Source organism: Nocardia sp. JCM 34519.1 (genome assembly GCF_020361265.1).
Lineage (GTDB): Bacteria > Actinomycetota > Actinomycetes > Mycobacteriales > Mycobacteriaceae > Nocardia > Nocardia arthritidis_A.
Genome location: NZ_JAIRBR010000005.1, coordinates 239,549 through 263,478 on the forward strand (window position 1 = coordinate 239,549; position 23,930 = coordinate 263,478).

General features: G+C 67.5%; 22 protein-coding genes and 1 pseudogene. 17 read left to right on the plus strand and 6 right to left on the minus strand.

Annotated elements, in window-relative coordinates; genetic code table 11:
* Positions 1–236: 236 nt before the first annotated feature.
* The 3 genes and pseudogenes from metK (at position 237) to LGY53_RS15740 (ending at position 5,159) form a co-directional block, all read left to right on the plus strand.
* On the plus strand, positions 237–1,448 hold the full coding sequence (gene metK, locus LGY53_RS15730) for a methionine adenosyltransferase (protein WP_167475970.1): 1,212 nt from the start codon (positions 237–239) through the stop codon (positions 1,446–1,448).
* A gap of 192 nt (positions 1,449–1,640) precedes the next feature.
* Positions 1,641–1,997, plus strand: a pseudogene (locus LGY53_RS15735) (primosome assembly protein PriA); the annotation flags it as partial.
* A 1,521-nt stretch (positions 1,998–3,518) separates the two neighbouring features.
* Positions 3,519–5,159 carry a primosomal protein N' gene (locus LGY53_RS15740; protein ID WP_374111190.1) on the plus strand — a complete coding sequence of 547 codons (1,641 nt, stop codon included), beginning with the start codon at positions 3,519–3,521 and terminating at the stop codon, positions 5,157–5,159.
* A 491-nt stretch (positions 5,160–5,650) separates the two neighbouring features.
* Here LGY53_RS15740 and LGY53_RS15745 read toward each other — a convergent pair whose 3' ends face one another.
* Positions 5,651–6,052 carry an SgcJ/EcaC family oxidoreductase gene (locus LGY53_RS15745; RefSeq protein WP_225727422.1) on the minus strand — a complete coding sequence of 134 codons (402 nt, stop codon included), beginning with the start codon at positions 6,050–6,052 and terminating at the stop codon, positions 5,651–5,653.
* Between the two features lie 377 nt (positions 6,053–6,429).
* Between LGY53_RS15745 and LGY53_RS15750 the strand changes: the two genes are divergently transcribed.
* Both LGY53_RS15750 and LGY53_RS15755 read left to right on the plus strand, forming a co-directional pair.
* Positions 6,430–7,008 (plus strand): TetR/AcrR family transcriptional regulator, encoded by a 579-nt coding sequence (locus LGY53_RS15750; protein ID WP_225727423.1) that lies wholly within the window; start codon positions 6,430–6,432, stop codon positions 7,006–7,008.
* On the plus strand, positions 7,005–7,700 hold the full coding sequence (locus tag LGY53_RS15755; RefSeq protein ID WP_225727424.1) for a hypothetical protein: 696 nt from the start codon (positions 7,005–7,007) through the stop codon (positions 7,698–7,700). The genes LGY53_RS15750 and LGY53_RS15755 overlap by 4 nt, the downstream gene beginning before the upstream one ends.
* Positions 7,701–8,039: 339 nt before the next feature.
* Here the strand turns inward: LGY53_RS15755 and LGY53_RS15760 are convergent, their stop codons facing one another.
* Entirely contained in the window at positions 8,040–8,885 is an 846-nt protein-coding gene (locus LGY53_RS15760) for an SDR family oxidoreductase (RefSeq protein ID WP_255663405.1), read from the minus strand.
* Between the two features lie 76 nt (positions 8,886–8,961).
* On the opposite strand from LGY53_RS15760, the gene LGY53_RS15765 reads away from it, so the two are divergent.
* Positions 8,962–9,537 (plus strand): TetR/AcrR family transcriptional regulator, encoded by a 576-nt coding sequence (locus LGY53_RS15765; RefSeq protein ID WP_225727426.1) that lies wholly within the window; start codon positions 8,962–8,964, stop codon positions 9,535–9,537.
* Between the two features lie 9 nt (positions 9,538–9,546).
* Here the strand turns inward: LGY53_RS15765 and LGY53_RS15770 are convergent, their stop codons facing one another.
* On the minus strand, positions 9,547–10,206 hold the full coding sequence (locus tag LGY53_RS15770; protein WP_225727427.1) for a TetR-like C-terminal domain-containing protein: 660 nt from the start codon (positions 10,204–10,206) through the stop codon (positions 9,547–9,549).
* A gap of 64 nt (positions 10,207–10,270) precedes the next feature.
* Between LGY53_RS15770 and LGY53_RS15775 the strand changes: the two genes are divergently transcribed.
* The 6 genes from LGY53_RS15775 to LGY53_RS15800 all read left to right on the plus strand — a co-directional run bounded on the left by LGY53_RS15775 (position 10,271) and on the right by LGY53_RS15800 (position 17,747).
* The gene (locus LGY53_RS15775; protein ID WP_225727628.1) at positions 10,271–11,710 is read left to right on the plus strand and encodes a carotenoid oxygenase family protein; all 1,440 of its coding nucleotides are present in this window, start codon (positions 10,271–10,273) and stop codon (positions 11,708–11,710) included.
* A gap of 101 nt (positions 11,711–11,811) precedes the next feature.
* Positions 11,812–12,462, plus strand: a complete 651-nt coding sequence (locus LGY53_RS15780; RefSeq protein ID WP_225727428.1) for a PadR family transcriptional regulator — start codon at positions 11,812–11,814, stop codon at positions 12,460–12,462.
* A 62-nt stretch (positions 12,463–12,524) separates the two neighbouring features.
* Positions 12,525–13,541, plus strand: coding sequence for an alpha/beta fold hydrolase (locus tag LGY53_RS15785; protein ID WP_308102895.1), 1,017 nt, complete (start codon positions 12,525–12,527; stop codon positions 13,539–13,541).
* A gap of 156 nt (positions 13,542–13,697) precedes the next feature.
* A complete protein-coding gene (def, locus tag LGY53_RS15790; protein WP_225727429.1) occupies positions 13,698–14,258 on the plus strand; it encodes a peptide deformylase in 561 nt (186 codons plus the stop codon).
* Positions 14,258–15,181, plus strand: a complete 924-nt coding sequence (gene fmt, locus LGY53_RS15795) for a methionyl-tRNA formyltransferase (RefSeq protein ID WP_225727430.1) — start codon at positions 14,258–14,260, stop codon at positions 15,179–15,181. Before def ends, fmt begins: the two co-directional genes overlap by 1 nt.
* A 1,228-nt stretch (positions 15,182–16,409) precedes the next feature.
* Entirely contained in the window at positions 16,410–17,747 is a 1,338-nt protein-coding gene (locus LGY53_RS15800) for an RsmB/NOP family class I SAM-dependent RNA methyltransferase (RefSeq protein ID WP_225727431.1), read from the plus strand.
* Between the two features lie 6 nt (positions 17,748–17,753).
* Here the strand turns inward: LGY53_RS15800 and LGY53_RS15805 are convergent, their stop codons facing one another.
* The gene (locus LGY53_RS15805; RefSeq protein WP_374111187.1) at positions 17,754–18,623 is read right to left on the minus strand and encodes an RNA polymerase sigma factor SigF; all 870 of its coding nucleotides are present in this window, start codon (positions 18,621–18,623) and stop codon (positions 17,754–17,756) included.
* Positions 18,623–19,045 carry an ATP-binding protein gene (locus tag LGY53_RS15810; RefSeq protein ID WP_167475958.1) on the minus strand — a complete coding sequence of 141 codons (423 nt, stop codon included), beginning with the start codon at positions 19,043–19,045 and terminating at the stop codon, positions 18,623–18,625. Before LGY53_RS15810 ends, LGY53_RS15805 begins: the two co-directional genes overlap by 1 nt.
* A 96-nt stretch (positions 19,046–19,141) precedes the next feature.
* On the opposite strand from LGY53_RS15810, the gene rpe reads away from it, so the two are divergent.
* The gene (gene rpe / locus LGY53_RS15815) at positions 19,142–19,798 is read left to right on the plus strand and encodes a ribulose-phosphate 3-epimerase (protein ID WP_225727631.1); all 657 of its coding nucleotides are present in this window, start codon (positions 19,142–19,144) and stop codon (positions 19,796–19,798) included.
* 112 nt (positions 19,799–19,910) lie between these two features.
* On the opposite strand, the gene LGY53_RS15820 is transcribed toward rpe, so the two are convergent.
* Complete coding sequence (locus LGY53_RS15820; protein ID WP_167475957.1) at positions 19,911–20,381, minus strand: hypothetical protein; 471 nt, start codon at positions 20,379–20,381, stop codon at positions 19,911–19,913.
* A 556-nt stretch (positions 20,382–20,937) separates the two neighbouring features.
* Between LGY53_RS15820 and LGY53_RS15825 the strand changes: the two genes are divergently transcribed.
* From LGY53_RS15825 to LGY53_RS15840, 4 genes are all read left to right on the plus strand, one after another.
* Positions 20,938–21,561, plus strand: coding sequence for a riboflavin synthase (locus tag LGY53_RS15825; RefSeq protein WP_225727432.1), 624 nt, complete (start codon positions 20,938–20,940; stop codon positions 21,559–21,561).
* A gap of 91 nt (positions 21,562–21,652) precedes the next feature.
* A complete protein-coding gene (locus LGY53_RS15830) occupies positions 21,653–22,897 on the plus strand; it encodes a bifunctional 3,4-dihydroxy-2-butanone-4-phosphate synthase/GTP cyclohydrolase II (protein ID WP_225727433.1) in 1,245 nt (414 codons plus the stop codon).
* Between the two features lie 25 nt (positions 22,898–22,922).
* Positions 22,923–23,402: a 6,7-dimethyl-8-ribityllumazine synthase gene (gene ribH / locus LGY53_RS15835; RefSeq protein ID WP_167475954.1), complete on the plus strand. Its 480-nt coding sequence runs from the start codon at positions 22,923–22,925 to the stop codon at positions 23,400–23,402.
* Positions 23,403–23,417: 15 nt separating this feature from the next.
* Positions 23,418–23,924 (plus strand): PH domain-containing protein, encoded by a 507-nt coding sequence (locus tag LGY53_RS15840; protein WP_225727434.1) that lies wholly within the window; start codon positions 23,418–23,420, stop codon positions 23,922–23,924.
* Positions 23,925–23,930: the final 6 nt, after the last annotated feature.

The following is a 23,930-nucleotide window of genomic DNA, read 5'->3' on the forward strand; positions in this document are numbered from 1 at the left end:
ATCGCCGATCGGTGGTATCCGTGATACTTATACCTGGTCGCCGGGGTGTGCCGGGGTCCGCTTGGGGTCCCATCGCCCGTCACACCGCATTGCCCGAATAGTCTGAGACGGCGGCCTTACGACCACCTATGTCGTCGGTGGTTTGGAATAGTCTGATTCGAAGGGTTGCGCGGTGAATGCGTCGCATTACTGTCGCAGCTCGGTACGAGCAACCCGTTGAGGGAGAGGGAAATACTGTGCGCACGTCTGGCAGCCGCCTATTCACCAGTGAGTCCGTGACCGAAGGTCATCCGGACAAAATCTGTGACGCCATCAGCGATTCCATCCTCGACGCGCTGCTCGCGGCGGATCCGCACAGCCGGGTCGCGGTGGAGACGCTGGTCACCACCGGCCAGGTGCACGTGGCCGGTGAGGTGACCACCTCGGCGTACGCCGATATCCCGAAGATCGTTCGCGAGAAGGTCCTCGAGATCGGATACGACTCCTCCGCAAAGGGTTTCGACGGCAATTCGTGCGGCGTGAACATCGCGATCGGCGCGCAGTCGCCGGATATCGCGCAGGGTGTCGACGTTTCGCACGAGGCGCGGGTCGGCGGCTCGGACGATGAGGTCGAGAAGCAGGGCGCGGGCGACCAGGGCCTGATGTTCGGCTACGCCAACTCCGACACCCCCGAGCTGATGCCGCTGCCGATCGCGCTGGCGCACCGGCTGTCGCGGCGGCTCACCGAGGTGCGCAAATCCGGCGTGCTGCCGTACCTGCGCCCGGACGGCAAAACCCAGGTCACCATCGAATACGACGGCGACAAGCCGGTCCGGCTCGACACCGTCGTCGTCTCCACCCAGCACGCCGCCGATATCGACCTGGACAACCTGCTCACCCCGGATATCCGGGAAAAGGTCGTCGACGCGGTGCTGGCCGACCTGGACGTGCCGAGTTTGGACACCTCCAACATCCGCCTGCTGGTCAACCCGACCGGCAAGTTCGTGCTCGGCGGCCCGATGGGTGACGCGGGCCTGACCGGTCGCAAGATCATCGTCGACACCTACGGCGGTATGGCGCGGCACGGCGGTGGCGCCTTCTCCGGCAAGGACCCGTCGAAGGTGGACCGCTCGGCCGCGTACGCCATGCGCTGGGTCGCCAAGAACGTCGTCGCGGCCGGATTGGCCGAGCGCGTCGAGGTTCAGGTGGCCTACGCGATCGGCAAGGCCGCGCCGGTCGGCCTGTTCGTCGAGACCTTCGGCACCGAGAAGGTGGATCCGGCCAAGATCTCGGCCGCCATCACCGAGGTGTTCGACCTGCGGCCCGGCGCGATCATCCGCGACCTGGACCTGCTGCGTCCGATCTACGCGCCGACCGCGGCGTACGGCCACTTCGGCCGCACCGATGTCGATCTGCCGTGGGAACACACCGACCGTGCCGACAAACTGCGCGCGGCCATCGGGCTGTGAGGACGGGTGGATGTGTCGATCTGCCGTGGGAGGCTGCATCTGATGCGTGCCGACAAGCCGTGCGCGGCCATCGGGCTGTGACGTGGTCGCGGCTGATGCCGTGCGCCTGCGGCCGTTAAGGTTCGCATGAGCCGACCGGCGGCAGGTCAGGCCGCTCCTCCCGGGGAGGTTATCTCCCTGGGGGACAACGCAATACCGACAACAGCAGCGGGACACCCCATCGCACGGGTGCTCCCGCTGCTGTCGCCCGCGCACCTGGATCGCGACTTCGACTATCTGGTGCCGCCCGAACTCGACGAGATCGCCAAACCCGGTGTCCGGGTCCGTATCCGTTTCGCGGGCCGCCTCGTCGACGGCTACCTGCTCGAGCGCCGAACCCGCAGCGATCACACCGGCAAACTCGTCAAATTGGAGCGCGTCGTCTCACCCGAGCGCGTGCTCACCCCAGAAATCATGAAGCTGGTCGTAGCGGTCGCCGCCCGCTACGCGGGGACCCGAGCCGACGTCCTCCGCCTCGCCATCCCACCCCGCCACGCCCGCACCGAATCCGGTGGTTCGAGGAAATCCGCTGGCCCGCAGGGTGATTCGGATGATTCATCGAATGCGTCGCAGGATTTCGAGCGCGATCCGTCCGCTGCCGCGTCCGACGAGGTCGCGTCCGCGGCGCAACGGGATTCCGACAGTTCACGCCATTCTTCGGCAACGACGAGCGCACTGCCGGTCCCCCGAAGTGCTCGTAGCCCGTCCGTGACGCCTGCAGCGGCGAATCCGGATCAGGTATCGACACACACGGATCCGGTTGCGGCGCAACGTGTCTCCAGTCATTCACCCGATCCTGTTCCGCATGCGGCGGTACCGCAAGCCCCCCCCGAGATGAGTCCGCAGGGACCTGCGGGCGACCCTTCCGCGCTCCCATCCGGATCCAACACCAACGACGAGGTAGCACGACCCTCCGATCCGCCTCTGCTACAAGGCGAACTCGACGATGCGACCAGACCAACCCGGTCCGGATCGCATCCGCTTGCGGCCCAGCTCGTTCCGCCCCAGATAAGGGAATCCGACACTCCGGAGCCAGGCGGCGATGCGCGGCTGCCCCAGGCCATCCCGGCAACTGCTGGGGGAGAACCGGTCTCGACGCAGAATGACCGGGACCCAGTAGGCGGGCAAGCGCGAGTCGCCCGACTGGGTCAAGAGCCGACACAGCCTGTTGCAGCGCAATCCGAAGCCGGAGCATCGATCAGCATTCGGCGTTGCGGGGACGATTCGGGAGCCACCGCGAGCGGGCAGGTTCCGGCGCGCGGCGATGGTGACGAGGTGGGTCGTCCGTTGTCGGCCGAGTCGCTGGCTCATGATGTGACGCACCCTATTTCGTCTGCTGCGGCGCAACCTGAAGTGCCGGTACCGGGTGACGCCGGGGATGCATCGTCTGATGCGGGGCGGCACAGTGCGGATTCGGCAACTGCTGGGGGAGAACCGGCCTCGGCACAGAATGAGCGCGGCGCAGCAAATGGGCCAGCGCGATTCGAGCGGCGGGACCGAGGTTCGGCGCGGCTTGCTTCTCCTGATGCGGCGCAACCCGAGGTTGGGGCGTCGGTCGGCGGTGTCGGGCGGCACGGGTATACACCAGGAGCGGCTGCGGGCGAGTCGGTTGCGATGGGATGCGATCGCGCCGAATCAAGTCAGCCGGTCGGGGCTGAACGGCTGAATCAAGTGGAGACGCAGACTGTTTCACCTGATGCGGCGCAGTCGAGGGGCCGGGCAACGGATGATGATGCTGGGCTGGATGATTCGGGAGCTGGTGGGGAGCAACCGGTTTCGGTACAGAGCGCTCGTGGTGAGGTGGGCCGGCCGTTGCGGGCCGAGCCGCTGAGTTCAGGTGCGGCGGAGGCTGTTTGTCCTGAACCAGTGCAATCCGAGACCGGGGCATTGGATGGCGGTGCCGGGCGGCACGGGGATGGTCCGGGCATTGGTGTGGGGGAACAGGTTTCGGCTGGGGGAGGTCGTCAGGTGGGGCGGCCGTTGCGGGCCGATCTGAGTTCGGGTGTGGTGGAGGCTGTTTCGTCTGATGGGGTGGAATCCGAGGGGGGAGCGGGTGGGGTGCCGGTTGATGTGGCGGGGTGGGGGCGGTATGTGCATGGGGAGGGGTTTGTGGGGGCGTTGTGGGCGGGGCGGGGGCCGCGGGCGGCGTGGCAGGCGTTGCCGGGGGAGGATTGGGCGCGGCGGTTGGCGGAGTTGGCGGCCGTGGTTGTGGCGCGGGGGCGCAGTGCGATCCTGATGGTGCCCGATCAGCGGGATTTGGATCGGGTGTTGGCGGAATGTGTTCGGCTGGTGGGGGATTCGGCGGTCGGGCTGGCGGCGGGGTTGGGGCCGGCCGCCCGGTACCGGCGGTGGCTCGCGGTATTGCGCGGGACGGCCCGGGTGGTGGTCGGCACCCGCAGCGCCGTATTCGCGCCGGCGCGGGATCTCGGGTTGATCGCGATCTGGGATGACGGCGACGACACCTTCGCGGAGCCGAGGGCGCCCTATCCGCATGCGCGGGAGGTCGCCATGCTGCGCGCGCACGAGACCGGCGCCGCGTTCGTCGCGGCCGGTTTCGCGCGGACCGCGGAAGTCCAGGCGGTGGTCGAATCCGGTTGGGCGCACGATCTTTTGGCCGATCGTGCGGTATTGCGCAAAGCCATGCCGCGGATCAGCGCGCCCGGCGACACCGATGCGGCGCTGGAGCGCGACCCGATCGCGCGGGCGATCCGGATACCCGGTGCGGCGTTCGCGGCGGCACGGGCCGCCTTGAAGGAGGGCGCGCCGGTATTGGTGCAGGTGCCGCGGCGCGGCTACATCCCGGCGCTGGCGTGCGCGAAATGCCGGACACCGGCACGCTGCCGCCACTGCAACGGACCGCTGGCGCTGCCGGAGGGAAACACCAAGGGGCGCAATGAGATCGCACACAGCCCTAGCTGCCGGTGGTGCGGTATCACCGAGAGCGCCTTCCGCTGCACGTCCTGCGGCTCCCGCGTATTGCGTGCCGTGGTGATCGGTGCGGTCCGCACCGCGGAGGAACTCGGCCGCGCCTTTCCCGGTGTGCCGATCCGCGGATCCGGTGGCGGTGCGGTGCTCGATTCGGTGGAGCCGGGGCCGCAGGTGGTCGTCGCGACCGTCGGCGCGGAACCGGTGGTTCCCGGCGGTTACGGTGTCGCGCTGCTGCTCGATGGTTGGGCGCTGCTCGGCCGCGCCGACCTGCGCGCCGCCGAGGACGCGCTGCGCCGTTGGCTGTGCGCCGCCGCGCTGGTCCGCGCGCACGGTCAGGTGATCGTCATGGCGGATCCGGCGATCCCGACGGTGCAGGCACTGGTCCGCTGGGATCCCGTCGGACATGCCGCGGCCGAGCTCGCCGCCCGCGCCGAGGTCGGTTTCCCGCCCGCCGTCCGGATGGCCGCGATCGACGGCTCCGCCGATGCCATCGCCGAATTACTCACCGCCGCAAACCTTCCCGGTTCGGTCGCGGTACTCGGCCCGGTCCCGCTGCCCCCCGGCGCCCGCAAGCCCTTCAGCAGCGGCGACTCCCCGCCCGAGGTGGAACGCACCATCCTGCGCGTCGACCGCTCCGCAGGCTCCGCCCTGGCCCGCGCCCTCAGCACCGCCCTCGCGATCCGCAGCACCCACCGCTCCGACGCCCCCCTCCGAGTCCAGATCGACCCGATTGACATCGGCTGACCCGCAGCATCGCCGCAGCCCATCATGCCTAGTGCTAAGTCGCACCCGGGTGCGCACCTAACACCCCTATATTGTGTGCACGGTTCGAAGCCGGGGTGCGGCAGCCTTCATTCACGTTTGAACTCGTTAGGTAACCGGTTCGCGCACAGCAATCGGCGGCCCGCACGAGCTACTGCACACGCGAGAAACTGAAACCCATGCGGGTACTACCAACCCCGGCGTCATTGTTCTTGTCCGCCTAGGGAACCCGTTCGCGCCCCGTCCACGAAACCTACGCCCCCTGCCTCGTGGGCACGCCATCGCCGCGTGAGGCAGAATCAGAGTGCCAAACCGGAACGCCGCCTACCAGCGCACCCCACGCATATCTCAGGCGATTCAGCCGTCGTAGCGACGCGACCACTCGTCCGGCGCATCGCTTTCTCCCTAGCTGTTGATTGCCACCGTTGAGACCACCGTGTTGCCAGTTGATTCCGTAGGTCGGCACCGGCTGCTCAGCGGGCGCTGCCCGCGACGTTTGTATTGTGTACCGAGCAGACCCGCCAGCTGTCGTCTTGTTTCGTGAAAACCCATGTGCCGCGGTTGGTTAACGAGAAGTCCGGTGTTTGCAGCGTCTGCTCGACGTTGACGATCGCGTGGCCACCCGACAGCAGCCGCACGGCCAGAATTTTGTAGTGCGCCTCGACGTCGGGGCTGTTCCGCATCGCGGTCAGGTGGTAGGTGTGTACCTCGTCCCGGTTCAGGAAGATCGAGCCCGCTGGGTTGATGAAGACCACGTCTTCAGTGAAGACGCTGTCGAATGCGGTGGCGTCCTTCGCCGCGAGCGCTGCTTCGAGATGTCTGAACACCTCGGTGATCGCGGCTGGGACGTCCACACCTGTGGCGAGGGCGGTCACCTTCGGCTGCAAACCCTGTGTATCGGCAGTCATCGTTTCACCATACGGTTACCGGTCGTCACCGATGAGATCTCATTGGCTCCACCGATCCGCATGTCCGGATATGCTGCACCGCCGTCGATCTCGGCGGACGAACCGTGTGCCTGCCGCATTGCCGAGCACATGTCTGATGTCACCGCGACAGGATGGGCAACGCGACCACTCGCCTGACTCACTCCACCCGAATGCCATCGGACCGCTCGACATCGTCTCCGGCGCAACCCGTTACCAGGCACACGGTTGTGCGGAGCGCGCCAGCGGAACCTAACCAATTCTTTAACTGGTTGATCAGTTAATGATAGGGTAGGTGAGTGGCCAGAAGCGTTGACCCCAATCGTGTGGCAGAGCGACGCGCGGCGATCGTGCGGGCGGCGGCGGATCTGTTCGCGACGCACGGATATGACCGGACCACGGCCGCGCAGATCGCGAAGGCGGCCGGGCTCAGTTCGGGCAGCGTGTTCTATTACTTCCAGGACAAGGCCGCGGTGTTCCGGGCCATCTTCGAATCGTCGATTCCCGAACATGCGCAACTGATTTCGCGACATATCGACCGAATCGATTGTGTCGCCGCAATACTCGACCTCGTCGAGGAACTCGCCGCGGAGGCGCTCGACCCGGCCGCGCCCGGACTGATGGTCGAGCTGCTGCGGCGCGTGGATCACGACCCGGACCTGACCGCCGTTGTCCTGGAGGACGCCCGGCGCAGTGCCGAGGCGCTGACCGCGCTGTTGCGCCGCGGGAGCGAGCAGGGGCAACTCGATCCCGGATTCCCGCCGGAGGAAACGGCGCGCTGGATTCTCGCCGTGGTCGACGCGGCCTTCCTGAACGCCGACCCCGCACGCCCGCACGACCCCCGCCCGCTCGTGCGGGCCACCGTATCCCGCCTGTTGCGTCCGATCGGAACGGAGGACCGATGACGACATCGACCGCACCGACCACCCTGCGCCTGCCCAGGGTCTGGGCCTGGGTTTTCACATCGGCCGGGCTGGTGCTCGGCATCGGCGTCGGAGCGGTGCTCCCGCCGGTCGGGCACTGGCTGGTCGATACGGTCCAAATCGCGCCTGGCTGGCTGCATTTGGTGCTCACCGTGCCGCCGGTCTGGCTGATGCCGATCGGCGCGGCCGTCGGACTGATCGGCGGGTTGGTCGTGGCGGGCATCGCCCACGAGGAGAGTCTGGTGCTGACGGTTTCCCCCGTCCACGTCGAGCTGTCCCAGAACGGGCGCGAGCGATTCGTCCCGCGCGATCGGGTGGCGGCCGTATTCCGCGAGGACGACGATCTGGTGCTGGTCGACCGAAACCGAATGCGGTTGGCCCGCTTCGGCGCAGGCGACCTCGGCCGCCGCGATGTCGAAACCGCCTTCCGCCTGCACGGCTATCCGTGGGTGAGTGAGAACGACCCGTACGCAACGGAATTCACCCGCTGGATGGACGGCAGGCCCGAGATCGACGACGCGGCCCACTGCCTGCTGCGCGCCCGCCGCCGCGCCATCGCCGACAAGAAACCCCTCGAGGTGGAGGCGCTCGACGAGAAGCTCGCCGAGCACGGTGTCGACGTCCGGGACCGCAAGGGCGTCCAGCAGATTCGCCTCATCGCCGACCGGCCCTGAGCGGATCCAAGCCGGTGCCGCGCCCATCCAGGCCCCGGTCCGGTAGTGGTTCGCGGCCCTCTGCTCCGGCGGCAAGCATTACCCGCCATCACCGATCAATGAAGTGATCGACACATGCTGCCCCGCTGACCAGGCCTGCGAATCAGGTTGATTTTCAGGCGAATACGGCGCGGTCCGACGTGCCTATTCGATCTCATCTCCGAATCCGCCCACGCCGCACAGATTTCCGCCGACATATACGGCCGCAACCACGACGGCGACGGACTGTCTACCTTGCTCACCGGCTTCGACCGAACCGGGCCGGGTAGCCCGAATCCCACCGATATCCGGCCCGGAGCATCACGCGAACGCCGCGCGATTCCGGCGCGCCCACTCCGCGTAGCCGGTGGCGGGGCGGCCGAGGATTCGCTCGATATCGGCGCTCACCGCCAGTTCTTCCGGCGTCGGCTCACCGAGGATGGACAGGGTGTGCTCGACGACGGCGGCGGGCATGAACTGCCGCATGCCCGTGCGGGCCTGGTCGCGGGTGAGCTCGACGAAGCGCACCGAATCATCCAGTGCCGCACCGAGATCGACGGCCTGCTCGCGCGGGGTGACGACCGCGGGGCCGGTCAAGGTGTATGTCCGTCCCGCGTGGTCGTCGGTACGCAGTGCCACGGCCGCCACCGCCGCGATATCGGCGGGATCGACGGACGGCAACCCGATATCGCCGAAGGGCGCGGCAACGGTCCGTGCGGTGCGCACCGATTCGGCCCAGGCGTACGTATTGGTGTAGAAACCGCCCGGCCGCAGGATCGTCCAGGTGAAATCGCTTGCCCGCAGGGCTTTTTCGAAGGCCGCGAGCCGGGCGTAGCCCTCCGCGTCCGGCCGGGTCACCACGCCGAGCGAGGATACGAACACCACCCGCCGCACCCCGCCGGCCCGCGCGAGATCGAGCAGCTGCTCCGGCGCTGGGCCATCGATCAGCTGGTCGCCGCTGATGAGCACGAATAGCGCCTCGGCGCCGTCCAGGGCGGGGGCAAGGGTTTGCGGCTCGGCCAGATCGGCGGTGTGGTGGCGCACACCGTCCGGCAGCCGGAAATCCTTGCTGCCGCGGGAGATTGCCGTCACCTGCGCGCCGGATCCGGCGAGGATGCGGACGAGGTTCGAGCCGATATTGCCGGTTGCTCCGGTCACCACGATCATTGTGTACTCCATTTAGTTAGTTGGCTGACTTACTGAACGTAGCCGAACGCCACCGCGCTTGTCTAGAGTGAGTTGTATGGCTAACTCAGCGGCGTCGAAGGTGGGCAAGCGCGAGCGGTTGGCGGCCGCGGCCGCCGAGGTGTTCCATCGGCAGGGTGTAGAGAAGACCACCATCGCCGATATCGCGCGCGCCGCCGAGGTGCCGGTCGGCAACGTCTACTACTACTTCAAGACCAAGGACCAGCTCGTCCAGGCGGCGATCGGCACACACGAGCGCACCATCCGCGGGATCATCGCGGAGCTGGAAAAGCATGCGACGCCGCGGGATCGGTTGCGGGCGCTGGTGCGCGGGTGGGTGGAGCAGCGGGAGCTGGCCGTCGAATTCGGTTGTCCGTCCGGAACTCTGGCCACCGAACTGGATAAGCGCGCCGACGGTCTGGACCGGGAACTGGCCGAGGTGATGCGGGTGCTCGTCGATTGGGCCGAGGAGCAGTTCGCCGCGATGGGCCGGGCCGACGCACGGGAGCTCGCTGTCGCACTTGTCGCCGCCTACCAAGGAATCTCGCTGCTCACCAACACTTTTCGCGATCCGGAGCTGATGCGCACGGAGGGTGCGCGGCTGGAGCGTTGGATCGATTCGCTGGCGGCGTGAGGCGCGGACTCACGCCAATGCGGATCGCAGCGACCGCTCGACGCGGGCGCGCTCGTCGCCCATGCCGACGAACAGGTCGGCGAACGCGGGCCCGAGGATCTGCCCGAAGGTGTTTCCGCCAGTGCCGAAGTACCCGGTGATCTCCAAGGTGACGACGCCGTGGGTGAGGCTCCACAGCCGCCCCGCGACATCGAGCGCCGGATCCGCGCGGATGCGGCCCGCCGCGATCATCCGCTCGATCAGCTCGATGAGTTGCCCGAAAGCGGGGTCGCGCAACGGATTCGGTGTCTGTGCCGTGGTGAGGTCGACGCCGGGGCGATAGACGGCGCCCGGTGCGGCGGGTCCGAACATCAGTCGATAGCGCTGCGGGTTGGCGAGGGCGTATTCGCGATACGCCCGGCCGACGCGGAAGAGGTCCGCCATCGGATCGTCGCTGCGGGGGACCGCGGCCATAGCCGCCGAGAAGCGCGAGAACGCTTCCTCGGCAACCGATTCCAGCAGACCGGTCATCCCGCCGAAGTGGGTGTATACGGCCATCGTCGACGCGCCGATCTCGGCCGCGACCCGGCGGGCCTGCAAGGCTTCCGGGCCGGCGTCCTCCAGCAGCCGGAGCCCGGCCGCCAGCAGCCGTTCCCGTGTATTCGTTTGCCGCGAAGCATGTTTCACCATTGCCGACCTCTCATAACAGGGTTATCCTAGTCGACATAACAACGTTATGAAATTTGGGGATGTGATGGGCAATCGGTATCTGGAGGGCGCGTTCGCGCCTATCAGCGACGAATACACGTTGACCGATCTGGAGGTCACCGGAACGATTCCGGGCTACCTGGACGGCCGCTATCTGCGCAACGGGCCCAATCCCGTCGGCGACCTGGATCCCGCGCTGTACCACTGGTTCGCGGGCGACGGCATGGTCCACGGCATCCGGATCCGGGACGGCAAGGCGGAGTGGTATCGCAATCGCTTCGTGCGCGGCCCGGTGACGTCGAAGGCGCTGGGCGAGGATTTCGTCGTCGATCCGACCACCACCTCGGGCGTGGGTGCGAACACCAACGTAATCGGCCACGCCGGAAAGACTTTGGCGCTGGTCGAGGCGGGATTCGCCCCCTACGAGCTGGACGAGGAACTGAATACGCTCGGCATCTGTGATTTCGACGGCACGCTGACCGGCGGATATACCGCGCACCCGAAGCGCGATCCGGGCACTGGCGAACTGCATGCGGTTTCTTATTCGTTCGGGCGCCGGAATCTGGTTCAGTACACGGTGATCGGCGCCGACGGGCGGGCTCGGCGGGCCGTCGACGTCGAGGTCACCGGTAATCCGATGATGCACGATTTCTCGCTGACCGAGAAGTACGTCGTCTTCTACGATCTGCCGGTCACCTTCGATACGGGCCTCATCGTCGAACGGATGAATGTGCCACGCGCCCTTCGCCTACCGGCCAGGTTGCTGCTGTCGGCGCTGATCGGGCGGGTGAAGTTGCCGAATCCACCCGGGTCGGCGGAGGTCACGGTTCCGCGCGATCGTCGGGTGCCCTTCGGCTGGAACCCGAAATACCCTGCGCGCGTGGGTGTTATGCCGCGCGCGGGCGGCAATGCCGATGTGCGCTGGTTCGATGTCGACCCCTGTTTCGTCTTCCATCCGATGAACGCCTACGACGACGGTGAGACGGTCGTACTGGACGTGGTGCGCTATCCGAAGATGTTCGACGTGGATCGCCTCGGCCCGAACGACGGTGCGCCGTCACTGGATCGCTGGATCGTCGATCTCGCCGACGGCAAGGTGCGCCAGACTCGGCTGGACGATCGGCCGCAGGAATTCCCGCGGATCGATGAGCGTCTGGTGGGCATGCGACACCGCTACGGGTACTCCATCGGCGTGACCGAGGGGGTCGCACCCGATTCCGTACTGCTCAAGCACGATCTGCGCGGCGGCACCGCGGTGAAATCGTTCGGAGAAGGAAAGCAATTGGGGGAGTTCGTCTTCCAGCCTTCCGCGCCCGACGCCGCGGAGGACGACGGCGTGCTCATGGGCTACGTATACGACGCGACGACCGATCGCAGCGATCTAGCCATTCTCGATGCCGCGACGCTGGAGACGGTCGCGAGCATCCATCTGCCGCACCGCGTCCCCGCCGGATTCCACGGGAACTGGGTGCCGACGGGTTCCTGACCTGCGCCGTAGCGAAATTCTCCGCCAGGCCCTTGTGTTCGATCTATTGTCGATATATCGTCGATAGCATGATACGAACACGAGGGCCCAAGGAGGCTTTTATGGAGAACAAGGAATACCCGGATTTCGGACGCCGCGGACGGCGTCGTGGCCCGGGACATGAGGAATGGGAACGGATCGCCCGGCATCGGCACGGACGCCGCGGCTTCGGCCCCGAATTCGGTCCGGGCTTCGGTCCAGGATTCGGACCCGGCTTCGGTCCGCACTTCGGTCGCGGCCGTGGTCGCGGCGGGCGGGGCCGGCGCGGCGACGTGCGGGCGGCGGTCCTGCTGCTGCTCGCCGAGCGCCCGATGCACGGCTACGAGCTCATCCAGCAGATTCGCGAGCGCAGCGAGGACATCTGGCGGCCGAGCCCCGGATCGATCTACCCCGCCCTGGCGCAACTCGAGGACGAGGGGCTGGTGCTCATCGAGAAGGTGGCGGGTCGCAAGACCGCCCAATTGACCGACGCCGGAACCGAATACGTCGAGGCGCACCGGGAAGAATTGGGCGATCCGTGGGCCGATGTCACCCAGGACGTCGGCGCGCAGGCCATCGACCTGCGCGGATTGATCGGCCAGCTGATGGGCGCGGTCGCGCAGGTCGCGGCGGCGGGCACCCCCGAGCAGGCGGAGAAGGCGGCCGAGGTGCTCACCGAGGCGCGGCGCTCGCTCTACCGAATTCTCGCCGAGGACGACACCCCCGAAAATTGAGGGCGTTTGAAAACGCCGACCCGAGTACGCGTTTCGCACCGCCGCGGTAGATCATTGGTGACATGCGACAAATGGGTGGCGCCCGGAATTGGAGCGTCTCACAGTTCCGAAGAGCGGTGTTGGCGTGCGCGCTGGCCGGAGCCGTCATCGGCTCCGGCGCGGCGACCGGTAGTGCGGATCCGGCCGGGTACCGGCCGCCGATGATCCCCACCGAGGCCGCGCCGCCGCAGGGCGACCACCTGGCCGCCGCCGTCTACATCAAGGCGCATCCGCAGGCCGTGCCCGCGGGCACCAACGATTTCGACTGCAAGCCGACCCGCGAGCACCCCCGTCCGGTGGTGCTCGCGCACGGTACCGATTCGACCGTCTACTCCGATTGGTCCGGTATCGCGCCGCAGCTCACCGCCGCTGGCTTCTGTGTTTTCGCCCTCAATTACGGCGGTGCCGAGGGGAATCCGAAAACCTATGGTACGGAACACATGTCGTTGGGCGCGCAGCAGCTCAGCGCTTTCGTGGATCAGGTGCTCGCGGCCACCCATGCGGAAAAGGTCGACATGGTCGGATTTTCCCAGGGCGCCAACGTGACTCGGATGTACATCAACAAGATGGGTGGCGCGCCCAAGGTGGATCAGTGGATCGGCCTCGCCTCGCCGACCTACGGCGGCGTGATGTACGACTTGGTGCCGGTGGTGCAGGCGGTCCCCGGCGGGCTCGAGGTATTCGAGAAGCTGACCTCGACCGCCGCGGTGGAGCAGGCGCAGGGCTCGCCGGTGATGGTCGAGCTGAACCGCGGCGGCGACACCGTGCCCGGCGTGCGATACGTCACCGTCGGCAGCAAGGTCGACGAGATGATCCAGCCGTTCGGCAATATCGCGCTGCGCGGGCCGGGCGCGCGCAATATCGCGCTGCAGGACCTGTGCCCCGAGGATCAGACCGGGCACTTCAACATGGTCTACGACCCGTTTGTCCAGCAATTGTTGCTGCAGCTGCTCGACCCGGAGCACGCGTCGGCGCCGGTATGTAAACCGGTCGCGCTCGGCACCGGGATCCCGCAGGTGATCATCGCCGGACACTCCTGACGGCGAACCAGACGGCCGGGCGGGGGAAGTTCTGCACCCCGCCCGGACCGCATTGGATTTCTACCAGCTTCCGGCCCGCCGATTGGTGTGATCCGAGGTAACCGGGCATCTCACTAGAATGAGACGACCGTGTTCGACCGCTTCCGGGAGCAAACCGTGACCATTCAGCCCGTACGCCTGTTCGGCGATCCCATTCTGCGTGCCCGCGCCGCGGAGGTCACCGAGTTCGATCGCGAGCTGCGTCAGCTGGTCACGGACCTACTCGACACGATGTACGACGACGGCGGGGTCGGGATGGCCGCACCGCAGATCGGGATCGGCCTGCGCGTCTTCGTCTACGACACCGGCGACGCGCAGGGGCATCTGGTGAACCCGCGCTACGAGGTGGTGGGCGCCGAGGAGCAGATCGGGCCCGAGGGCTGTCTGTCGATACCCGGCGTGCGCTACGACACCAGACGGGCGTTACGGGTCCGGGTGGCCGGGGTCGATATGCACGGTGCGCCGGTCGAATTCGACGCCGAGGGGCTGCTCGCGCGCTGCGTACAGCACGAAACCGATCACCTGGACGGTGTGCTGTTCATCGATCGGCTCGATCCCGCGGACCGCAAGGCCGCGATGCGCACCATCCGCGAATCCGACTGGTTCGGCGCGGGTATCACCGTCCGCGGTTCGCGTGCGATCGGCGCCGCGCAGGGCCCGTTCGGACGGGGCCGCTGATGCGCGTCGTCTTCGCGGGTACGCCAGAACCGGCGGTGCCGTCGCTGCGCAGGCTGCTCGAATCCGAGCGTCACCAGGTGATCGCCGTGGTCACCAGGCCCGATGCGGTGGCCGGGCGCGGGCGCAAGGTGATGCGCTCACCGGTCGGCCGCCTCGCCGACGAATACGGCGTCCCGGTGCTGACACCCCGGAAACCGGCCGAACCCGAATTCGTGGCCCAGCTCACCGAATTGGCGCCCGACTGCTGTCCGGTGGTGGCATACGGTGCGCTGCTGCCGCAGCGGGTGCTCGACATACCTCGGTACGGCTGGATCAACCTGCACTTCTCGCTGCTGCCCGCCTGGCGCGGCGCGGCGCCGGTGCAGGCGGCCATCGACGCGGGCGACGAGATCACCGGCGCGTCCACCTTCCAGATCGAGGCGGGCCTGGACACCGGGCCGGTCTTCGGCGTGGTGACCGAGAAGGTCGCGGTCACCGATACCGCGGGCACCCTGCTCGACCGGCTCGCCGAAACCGGCGCCCGGCTGCTGGAAACCACCCTCGACGGTGTGGAAGATGGTTCGCTGCAAGCGATTCCGCAGTCCACCGAGGGAGTTTCCTACGCGCCCAAGGTGAATCCGGAAGATGGCCATATCCGCTGGGATCTACCCGCTCTCGCCATCTGCCGCCGCATCCGCGCGGTCACCCCCGCGCCCGGCGCATGGACCGAGATCAACGGCGCCCGCCTGAAGCTCGGCCCGGTCGAAATGGTGCCCGAGGCGCTGCCGGATCGCGTCATCGAGGTGCGCAAATCCGGCGTATACATCGGCACGGCGACCACCGCCGTCCGACTGAATCAAGTTCAGCCCCAAGGTAAGCGGATGATGTCCGCACTGGACTGGGCGCGCGGCGCCCGTCTCCAGCCGGGCGCGGTCGTCGAATGACGCATTGCCGCCGGACCCCGGCCGTCTGCGGCGCGGTCCGCCCGACGACGCCGGTTCCGCCGCGGGTGGCGTCCGACGGACCGTCGTGGAGTCGTGGGGCAGCAATATTCGGCGCGGCGCGGTCGACGGGGCGCGCCGCCCGCCCGCGTGATGGCCGGGAGCATCGAAAAATGTTGTGCATCACCATGTCTCGGCGACAAGCCGCCGGTGCGGCCGGAAACGGGACGCCAGATTCGCTGATCGGGCTGCACGGGTGAAACGGCAGCGGCCGGTAGATGAGTCGAACGGGCGGCTGCGCCGTCCGGTGAACGTGGGTCGGTCGAACGGCGATCGTGTCGACGCGGGCGTGTCGTGTCGACGCATCGAATGCCGGTGCGGCGCAGGGAAATCCAATGCGAGTTGGCAGCGAGGATGTGGTGCCCGGTGAGCAAGGGTTCCGGCAGTCGATTGGATCGCGCTACCGAGTCCGGTGCGGATCGCTCGGTGCGAGGTCGTGCCGAGCGATACGGCGGCGGGCGGCTCCGCGCAGAGCTGTGGCGAGCGGTTCGATGTGCGAGGTTCGAGTGGCGATCGGTCGAGTCGAACTCGGCGGGTCGCCAGGACGAGTGATTGTGTGGCGCGGGCGGTTTCCGCGCGTGGTGAGTGGAGGTCCGGCGGCGAACTGTCGTCATGGCCTTGACAGGATGTCGAGTCGGACAATGAGGTGGCGCAGGTGAATTCAGGGCGTGGCGAGCGAGGATCCGAGCGTTCCGGCGGCGGCCGGTCGTCGGGGTCGAGCAGCGGTAACCGGTCGAAAGGCGGTGCGTCGGTGCGCGGCGCGGGCGGAACCGGCCCCGCCGGCAATGGCGGGTCGCGTGGTTCGAGCGGTGGCAGTTCGCCGAAGGATGGTGCGTCGCGGGCGGATTCGGTGCGTGGATCCGGCCGCGCCGGCAATGGTGGGTCGCCTGGTTCGAGCGGTGGTAATTGGGCGAAGGAGTCGCGGGCGGGCTCGGCGCGTGGTGCGGGCGGAACCGGCCGTTCCGGTGCTGGCGGTTCGTCTGATTCGGGTGCTGGTCGACGGTCGAAAGATGGAGCGCCGCAGGCTGGTTTCGGGCGTGGTGCGGGTGGAACCGGTCGTTCCGGTGATGGTCGGTCGTCGGGCGTGGGTCGTGGTGACCGGTCGAAAGACAGTGGGGTGCGGGGAAATTCGGGGCGCGATGGCACGGACCGGACGGGGCGCGGTAGGCGCGTGGAGGCGGGGGATCCGGTGCGGCTGGCGGCGCGGGATGTGTTGCGGGCGGTGCGGGAGCGGGACGCGTACGCGAATCTCGTATTGCCCGCGCTGCTTCGGGAGCGGCGGATCGCCGGGCGGGATGCGGCGCTGGCCACCGAATTGGCGTATGGGGCGTGCCGGTCGCTCGGTCTGCTCGACGCGGTGATCGCGGCGGGGGCGGGGCGGCCGGTCGCGGAGATCGATGGTCCGCTGCTGGATGTGCTGCGACTCGGTGTGTATCAGCTGCTGCGCACCCGGATCGGCGCGCATGCCGCGGTGGATACCTCGGTGGCGCTGGCACGGACCGAATTCGGTTCGGGCAAGGCGGGTTTCGTGAACGCGGTGCTGCGGAGGGCGGGGGAGAAATCGGTCGAGGAATGGGTGGATGAGCTCGCGCCGAGCGATCCGGTCGGGCGGCTGGCATTCGAATTCGCGCATCCGGCGTGGATCGCACAGGCCTTCGCGGACGCGCTCGGCGCGCGGGCCGGTGAGCTGCGCGAGGTACTCGCGGCCGACGATGCTCGCCCGGCAGTGCATTTGGTGGCCCGGCCGGGCGATATCACCGCGGAGGAGCTCGCGCTGGTGACCGGCGGCGAGGAGGGCCGCTGGTCACCGTACGCGGTGTACCTGGACGGCGGCGATCCCGGCAAGCTGGAACCGGTCCGCGAGGGTATGGCCGCCGTACAGGACGAGGGCAGCCAGCTGGTGGCGCTCGCGCTGACCCGCGCCCCGCTGCTCGGGCCGGACAACGGTCGCTGGCTGGATCTGTGCGCCGGACCCGGCGGTAAGGCGGCGCTGCTCGGCGCGCTCGCCGCGATCGACGGATTCCGTATCGACGCGGTCGAACCCGCGGAGCATCGCGCGGAATTGGTTCGCCGGGCCGCCGCCGACCTACCCGTCACGGTGCATGTGGCCGACGGCCGCGACAGCGGGCTCACCCCCGGCTACGACCGCGTCCTGGTGGACGCGCCGTGCACCGGTTTGGGTGCGCTGCGCCGCAGGCCGGAGGCCCGCTGGCGGCGCACCCCGGCCGATGTCGCCGAGCTGGTCCGGTTGCAGCGCGAATTGCTTTCCGCCGCATGGGATCTGCTGCGGCCCGGCGGCGTCGTCCTGTACTCGACCTGTTCGCCGCATCTATCGGAAACCGTTTCGGTGGTGGCCGATGCGGTCCGCCGCACCGGCGCCGAACAGCTCGACACCCGCGAATATCTGCCCGGTGTTCCGGATCTCGGCGACGGACCGGCCGCGCAGCTGTGGCCGCACCGGCACGGCACCGACGCGATGTTCCTGGCGGCGCTGCGTAAACCGCAGTAGCGGCCCTCACTCCCTGCGGGACTGTTCCCGCAGGCGTGCAAGGGTTTTCGACAGGATGCGGGAGACGTGCATCTGCGAGATGCCCATCTGCTGTGCGATCTGGGTCTGCGTCATGGATTCGAAGAAGCGCATGGTGAGGATGCGGCGTTCCCGTTCGGGCAGTCCGGCCAGCAGCGGACGGATCGCGACATACTCCTCCACCCGGTCGAATTGGGATTCCTCCTCGCCGAGGGTGTCCAGCAGGGAGGCCTCGGTGTCGCGGCCCGCCGATGCCGCGTCGATCGAACTCGGCTGGTAGGCGTTGCCGGCGATCACCGCCTGCATCACCTCGTCCGGGTCGACACCGAGTTCGGCGGCGATCTCCTTCGCGGTCGGCGAGCGGCCGAGGGTCTGCGACAGCGCGTCGATGGCGGCGCCGATGCGCAGGTGGGTTTCCTTCACCCGGCGCGGGACCCGCATGGCCCAGGTGTTGTCCCGGAAGTACCTGCGGACCTCGCCCATGATGGTGGGCACCGCGAAAGAGAGGAAATTCGAGCCGCGTTCGACATCGAAGCGATCCACCGCGTGCACGAGACCGACCCGGGCCACCTGGGTGAGGTCGTCGAACGGTTCGCCGCGCCCGCTGAACTTGCGCGCGATGTGATCGGCCAGCGGTATGCACCGACTGATCAGTTCGTCACGGATGGTGGCCCGCTCGGCCGAGCCGTCTTCGGCCGCGGCCATCCGGCCGAAGAGCACGCCGACATCGTCGTAACCGGGCACCGCGCTTGCCGCTTCGAGGGTTTCGGCCTCCTCGACGGTCTCGTCGGTCTCGGTGCCGTCCTCTTCCTGTTCGGAGTCGTACACGCTGTCGTCGTTCTGCTGGGTGTCCGCCACTACGCTTTCCCCCGGACCCGCCGGAATTCAACGGTCGTCGGGTATCCGGATGCCGTGGCGTCGAACGGTTCCTGTGCCGCCGCCACCTGATCGGTGAGCGTGCGCAGCACATGCCAGCCGAAACTGTGCTCGTCGGGTAGCCCCTCGGTGGCGGCGACTCCGTCCACCCGCACCAGCAATTCTTTCTCGCCGATGGTGAACCGGCACTGTAGGAAACTGCCCGGTAGGGCGACAGCGATGAGCGTCGAGCAGACCTCATCCACCGCCAGCCTGATGTCGGCGACCTCGTCCAGCGTGAAATCGCTGAGTAAGACCAGGGTTTCGGCAAGTCCGCGCACGATGGGCAGCTGAGGTACCGCCGCTGCGACCCTGATCTCCACCGGGGTGCTGTAAAGCCCCTGTTCCGCCGATATGTTGATCACTCTATGCAGGCTACCCACTCTCGGCCTCGGCAACCCACGCTACCGATAGACTGCCGCGTTGTGTCCAACCCGAGTTTCACGCGCCCGGCCGCGCCGATGATCGCCCCGTCCATACTCTCCGCCGATTTCGCGCGCCTCGCGGACGAGGCGGCGGCCGTCGCCGGCTCCGAGTGGTTGCACGTCGACGTGATGGACGCGCACTTCGTCCCGAACCTGACGCTCGGACTCCCGGTGGTGCAAAGCCTGTTGAAGGCCACGGACATTCCGCTGGACTGCCACCTGATGATCGATGACCCGGGCCGCTGGGCGCCGCCGTATGCCGAGGCGGGCGCGCACAATGTGACCTTCCACGCGGAGGCCACCGACGATCCGGTCGCGGTGGCCCGCGATATCCGTGCGGCGGGTGCGAAGGCGGGACTGTCGGTGAAGCCGAATACGCCGATCGAGCCGTATCTGGAGATCCTGCGCGAATTCGACACGCTGCTGGTGATGAGCGTCGAACCGGGTTTCGGTGGGCAGTCGTTCATTCCGCACGTGCTGGACAAGGCGCGCACGGTGCGCAGGCTGGTCGACGCCGGTGAGCTGCGACTGCTGGTGGAGATCGATGGCGGGATCAACGCCGACACCATCGAGCAGGCGGCGGAGGCCGGTGTGGACTGCTTCGTCGCGGGGTCGGCGGTGTACAGCGCGGCCGATCCCGGTGCGGCGGTGCGGGCACTGCGGGCGCAGGCGGCCGCGGCGCGCGTGCACTGAATCGTCTTGCGCCGATAGGTGATCAGGGCCGGTGCGTTGCGTTTGCGCCGGTTCATCGCGTCGGCATCGAATTATGTTGCGGCGCTTCGGTTGCCGTATATGGCGGAGGTCGCTAGGACACCCGCGCGGTGGTGCTGCCGAGGGCCCGGGTGGCCTCTATCACCGCGGTCAGCGGGGGTAGGGTGACCACGGTTTCCGGCGGTTGAATCCAGGTGCGATAGCCGGTGCGCTCGTCATCGGGGGAGGGGAGCACGACCTGGCTGCCCGTGCAGGCGACGGTTGCGTACAGCCGGAACAATTCTGCGGATACGGCCGCGGTCAGGGTTTCCGGCCGGGCCGGTCCGGTGATGAAGGTCCAGCGCCGGGCCCTCGGGTGATGCACAACGGATCCGGCGATACCGTCCAGTTCCAGTTTTCGTTGGACGCGTTCACCGAGATCCGCCGGCATCGTGATGGCACCGTAATGGGTGCCGATCCGGAGGAGAATCCGGCGCGACGTCGGGTCGATCGATGCGGGCATATGAAATTCGCGGCGATACTGCACGCAGCGAACTTCGAGCGTCGAATCGAGAAGTGTGGTCACGCCGAACCCCCAATTGTGTCGAACTTTGATTGACCCACAGTGCTGTGCTTACTTCCTCGAGTGGTGGACTTCCTGGTCGAACTACGCAGGCCGGACGGCGGCCCCATGGTCGAACCGTTCACTTCGAACTGCTCGGCGGGAAGTTTAACGTCAGGAATCAGCTGCATAACAATTTTGCTTCCATTCCGGCTGTCGCGCAAGCAAACGGTATAAGCGTGTTTCTTTCGGGTACGCACCGGGAACAAAGACTACGCGCCGCAGATGAACGCCGCCGAAATTCATTCCCGTGGTATCGAAAGCGCAATGGAACGACTATCACCGATTGGTAAACGGTGAAAATTCAGCACGCTCGTGCATAACTCCCCTCGCAACGGTCATGGATGTTTGCCGGCGGGCAAACTTTCCGGCCCGGCGGTCCGATTCGGCCCACCCGACCACCCGGCGTCCGCCGTCCGCCGCCGTCGTTACGCTGAGGGGGACACCGACCGGTGGGAATAGCGCCCGGTGCGCGGCGTGTTCCGCATCCGGTACCGAATACGCGACAGGGAGTCATGGCATGTTCACAGGCATCGTCGAGGAACTCGGCGAGATCGTCGGCACCGAACAGTTGGTCGATGCCGCTCGATTGACCATCCGCGGTCCGCTGGTGACTTCCGATGCGGGACACGGTGATTCGATCGCCGTCAACGGCGTCTGCCTCACCGTTGTCGAGGTGGTGAACGGCGATTGCTTCACCGTGGACGTGATGGCCGAAACGCTGAACCGCTCCGGCATCGGCAAACTGGACACCGGCGCGAAGGTGAACCTGGAACGCGCCGCCGCGCTGAACAGCCGCCTCGGCGGTCATCTCGTGCAGGGCCACGTCGACGGCACCGGCACCGTGCTGTCCCGCAAGCCGTCGGAGAACTGGGATGTCGTGCGCATCTCGCTGCCCGACTCGATCGCCCGCTATGTGGTGGAGAAGGGATCGATCACCGTCGACGGCGTCTCGCTCACCGTCTCCGGACTCGGCGTCAGCGAGGCGGCCGAACCGGGTGCGCGCGACTGGTTCGAGGTCTCGCTCATCCCGACCACCCTCGCGCTCACCACCCTCGGCTTCGCCACCGTCGGCACCACCGTCAATCTCGAGGCGGACGTCATCGCCAAGTATGTGGAGCGGCTCCAGCAGCGTGGTGCTTGATCCGTCGCTCGTGGGACGCGGCGCGAAGTCGGCCCCGGATGGGGTCGACTACTGTAAGTGGGGCACCTTTTCGAGATGGAGCACAACAGACGTGACCAGGTTCGACACCATCGAGCGCGCAGTCGCCGATATCGCCGCCGGTAAGGCGGTCGTCGTCGTCGACGACGAGGACCGCGAGAACGAGGGTGACCTCATCTTCGCGGCCGAGAAGGCAACACCCGAACTGGTGGCCTTCATGATCCGCTACACCTCCGGTTACATCTGTGTGCCGCTCACCGGCGATGCCTGCGACCGTCTCGGCCTGCCGCCGATGTACGGGGTGAACCAGGACAAGCACGGCACCGCCTACACGGTGACGGTCGACGCGCGCGAGGGCGTCAGCACCGGTATCTCGGGTGCCGATCGCGCCGTCACCATGCGGCTGCTCGCCGATCCGGATGCGAAGGCCGACGATTTCACCCGGCCCGGGCACGTGGTTCCGTTGCGCGCCAAGGAGGGTGGCGTGCTGCGCCGCCCCGGCCACACCGAGGCCGCCGTCGACCTGGCCAGGATGGCCGGGTTGAGTCCGGCCGGTGTGATCTGCGAGATCGTCAGCCAGAAGGACGAGGGCCATATGGCCCGCACCGAGGAGTTGCGGGTCTTCGCCGACGAACACGATCTCGCGCTGATCTCCATCGCCGACATGATCGCCTGGCGGCGCAAGCACGAGCAGCAGGTGCTGCGGGTGGCCGAGGCCAGAATCCCAACTGCGCACGGCGAATTCACCGCGGTCGGCTACCAGAGCATCTACGACGATGTCGAACATGTGGCGCTGGTGCGCGGCGACCTCGGCGACGGTGAGGGCGTGCTGGTGCGGGTGCATTCGGAATGCCTGACCGGTGACGTATTCGGTTCGCTGCGCTGCGATTGCGGTCCGCAACTCGATGCCGCGCTCGAGATGGTCGCGCAGGAGGGCCGCGGTGTCGTGCTGTACATGCGCGGGCACGAGGGGCGCGGCATCGGCCTGATGCACAAGTTGCAGGCCTACCAGTTGCAGGACAACGGGCACGACACCGTCGACGCGAACCTGCAACTCGGCCTGCCCGCCGACGCCCGCGACTACGGCACCGGCGCGCAGATCCTGGTGGACCTGGGAATTCGCTCGATGCGGTTGCTCACCAACAACCCGGCCAAGCGGGTCGGGCTGGACGGGTACGGGCTGCGGATCACCGAGCGGGTGCCGATGCCGTTGCGCGCCAACGCCGAAAACCTACGTTACCTGCGCACCAAGCGGGATCGGATGGGCCACGACCTGGTCGGGCTCGACGAACTCGACCTCGGCGAGACGGCGCAGTGAACCCATCCTCGAAAGGAATCCATCGATGAGTGGTACGGGCGTACCGTCCTTCGCGCTCGCGGACGCCAAGGATCTGCGGCTCGGCATCGTCGCGTCGCGCTGGCACACCCGGATCTGCGACAACCTGGTGGCGAACGCCGAGCGGGTGGCCAAGGCCGCGGGCGTCGCGAACATCACCGTGGTGCGCTGCGCCGGCGCGATGGAACTGCCCGTCGTCGCACAGGAATTGGCGCGCGGCCACGACGCGGTCGTCGCGCTCGGTGTGGTGATCCGCGGCGGCACACCGCATTTCGAGTACGTGTGCGATGCGGTGACGGCCGGGCTCACCCGGGTTTCGCTCGATGCGGCAACGCCGGTGACCAACGGCGTGCTCACCACGAACAATGAACAGGAAGCCCTGGACCGGGCCGGATTCCCGGATTCCGTCGAGGACAAGGGTGAACAGGCGTGTGCGGCGGCCTTGGACGCCGCGCTGACCCTGCGCGCCCTGCGGCAGTCCGTCTGAGAGGTGCGTATCGCCATGCCGGATGTTCGCGGGAGGGCCGAAACGAAAACCGGTGCGCCCCAAACCGAATGGGAACTGGAGGTGCGGCCGCGCCGCGCCGTGCGCACCGCGTGGGTGTGCGCGGTCGTGGTGGCCGCCGCATTCATCGTCGGCGGCATCTGGATGCGCACCTCGTCCACCGGCGTGAATTTCCGGGTGGCCGACCAGATCGCGATCATCGGCATCGGGTTGCTGCTCGGCGGGGCGATCCTGATGTTGACCCGGCCGCGCCTACGGGTCGGCGCGCGCGGTGTCTCGGTGCGGAATGTGCTCGGCGACAACGAATTCGCGTGGGAGCATATCCGCGGCGTCTCGTTCCCGGACGGCAAATCATGGGCCCGCCTGGAACTGGTGAACGACGATTACGTGCCGATGTTGGCGATCCGCTCCAACGACAAGGAGCATGCGGCGCGGGCGATGGATCGGTTGCGCGAGTTGGGCGCGAAATATACTGCTGCGGAAGCGGATCCGGCCGCCGAGTAGTCGGCG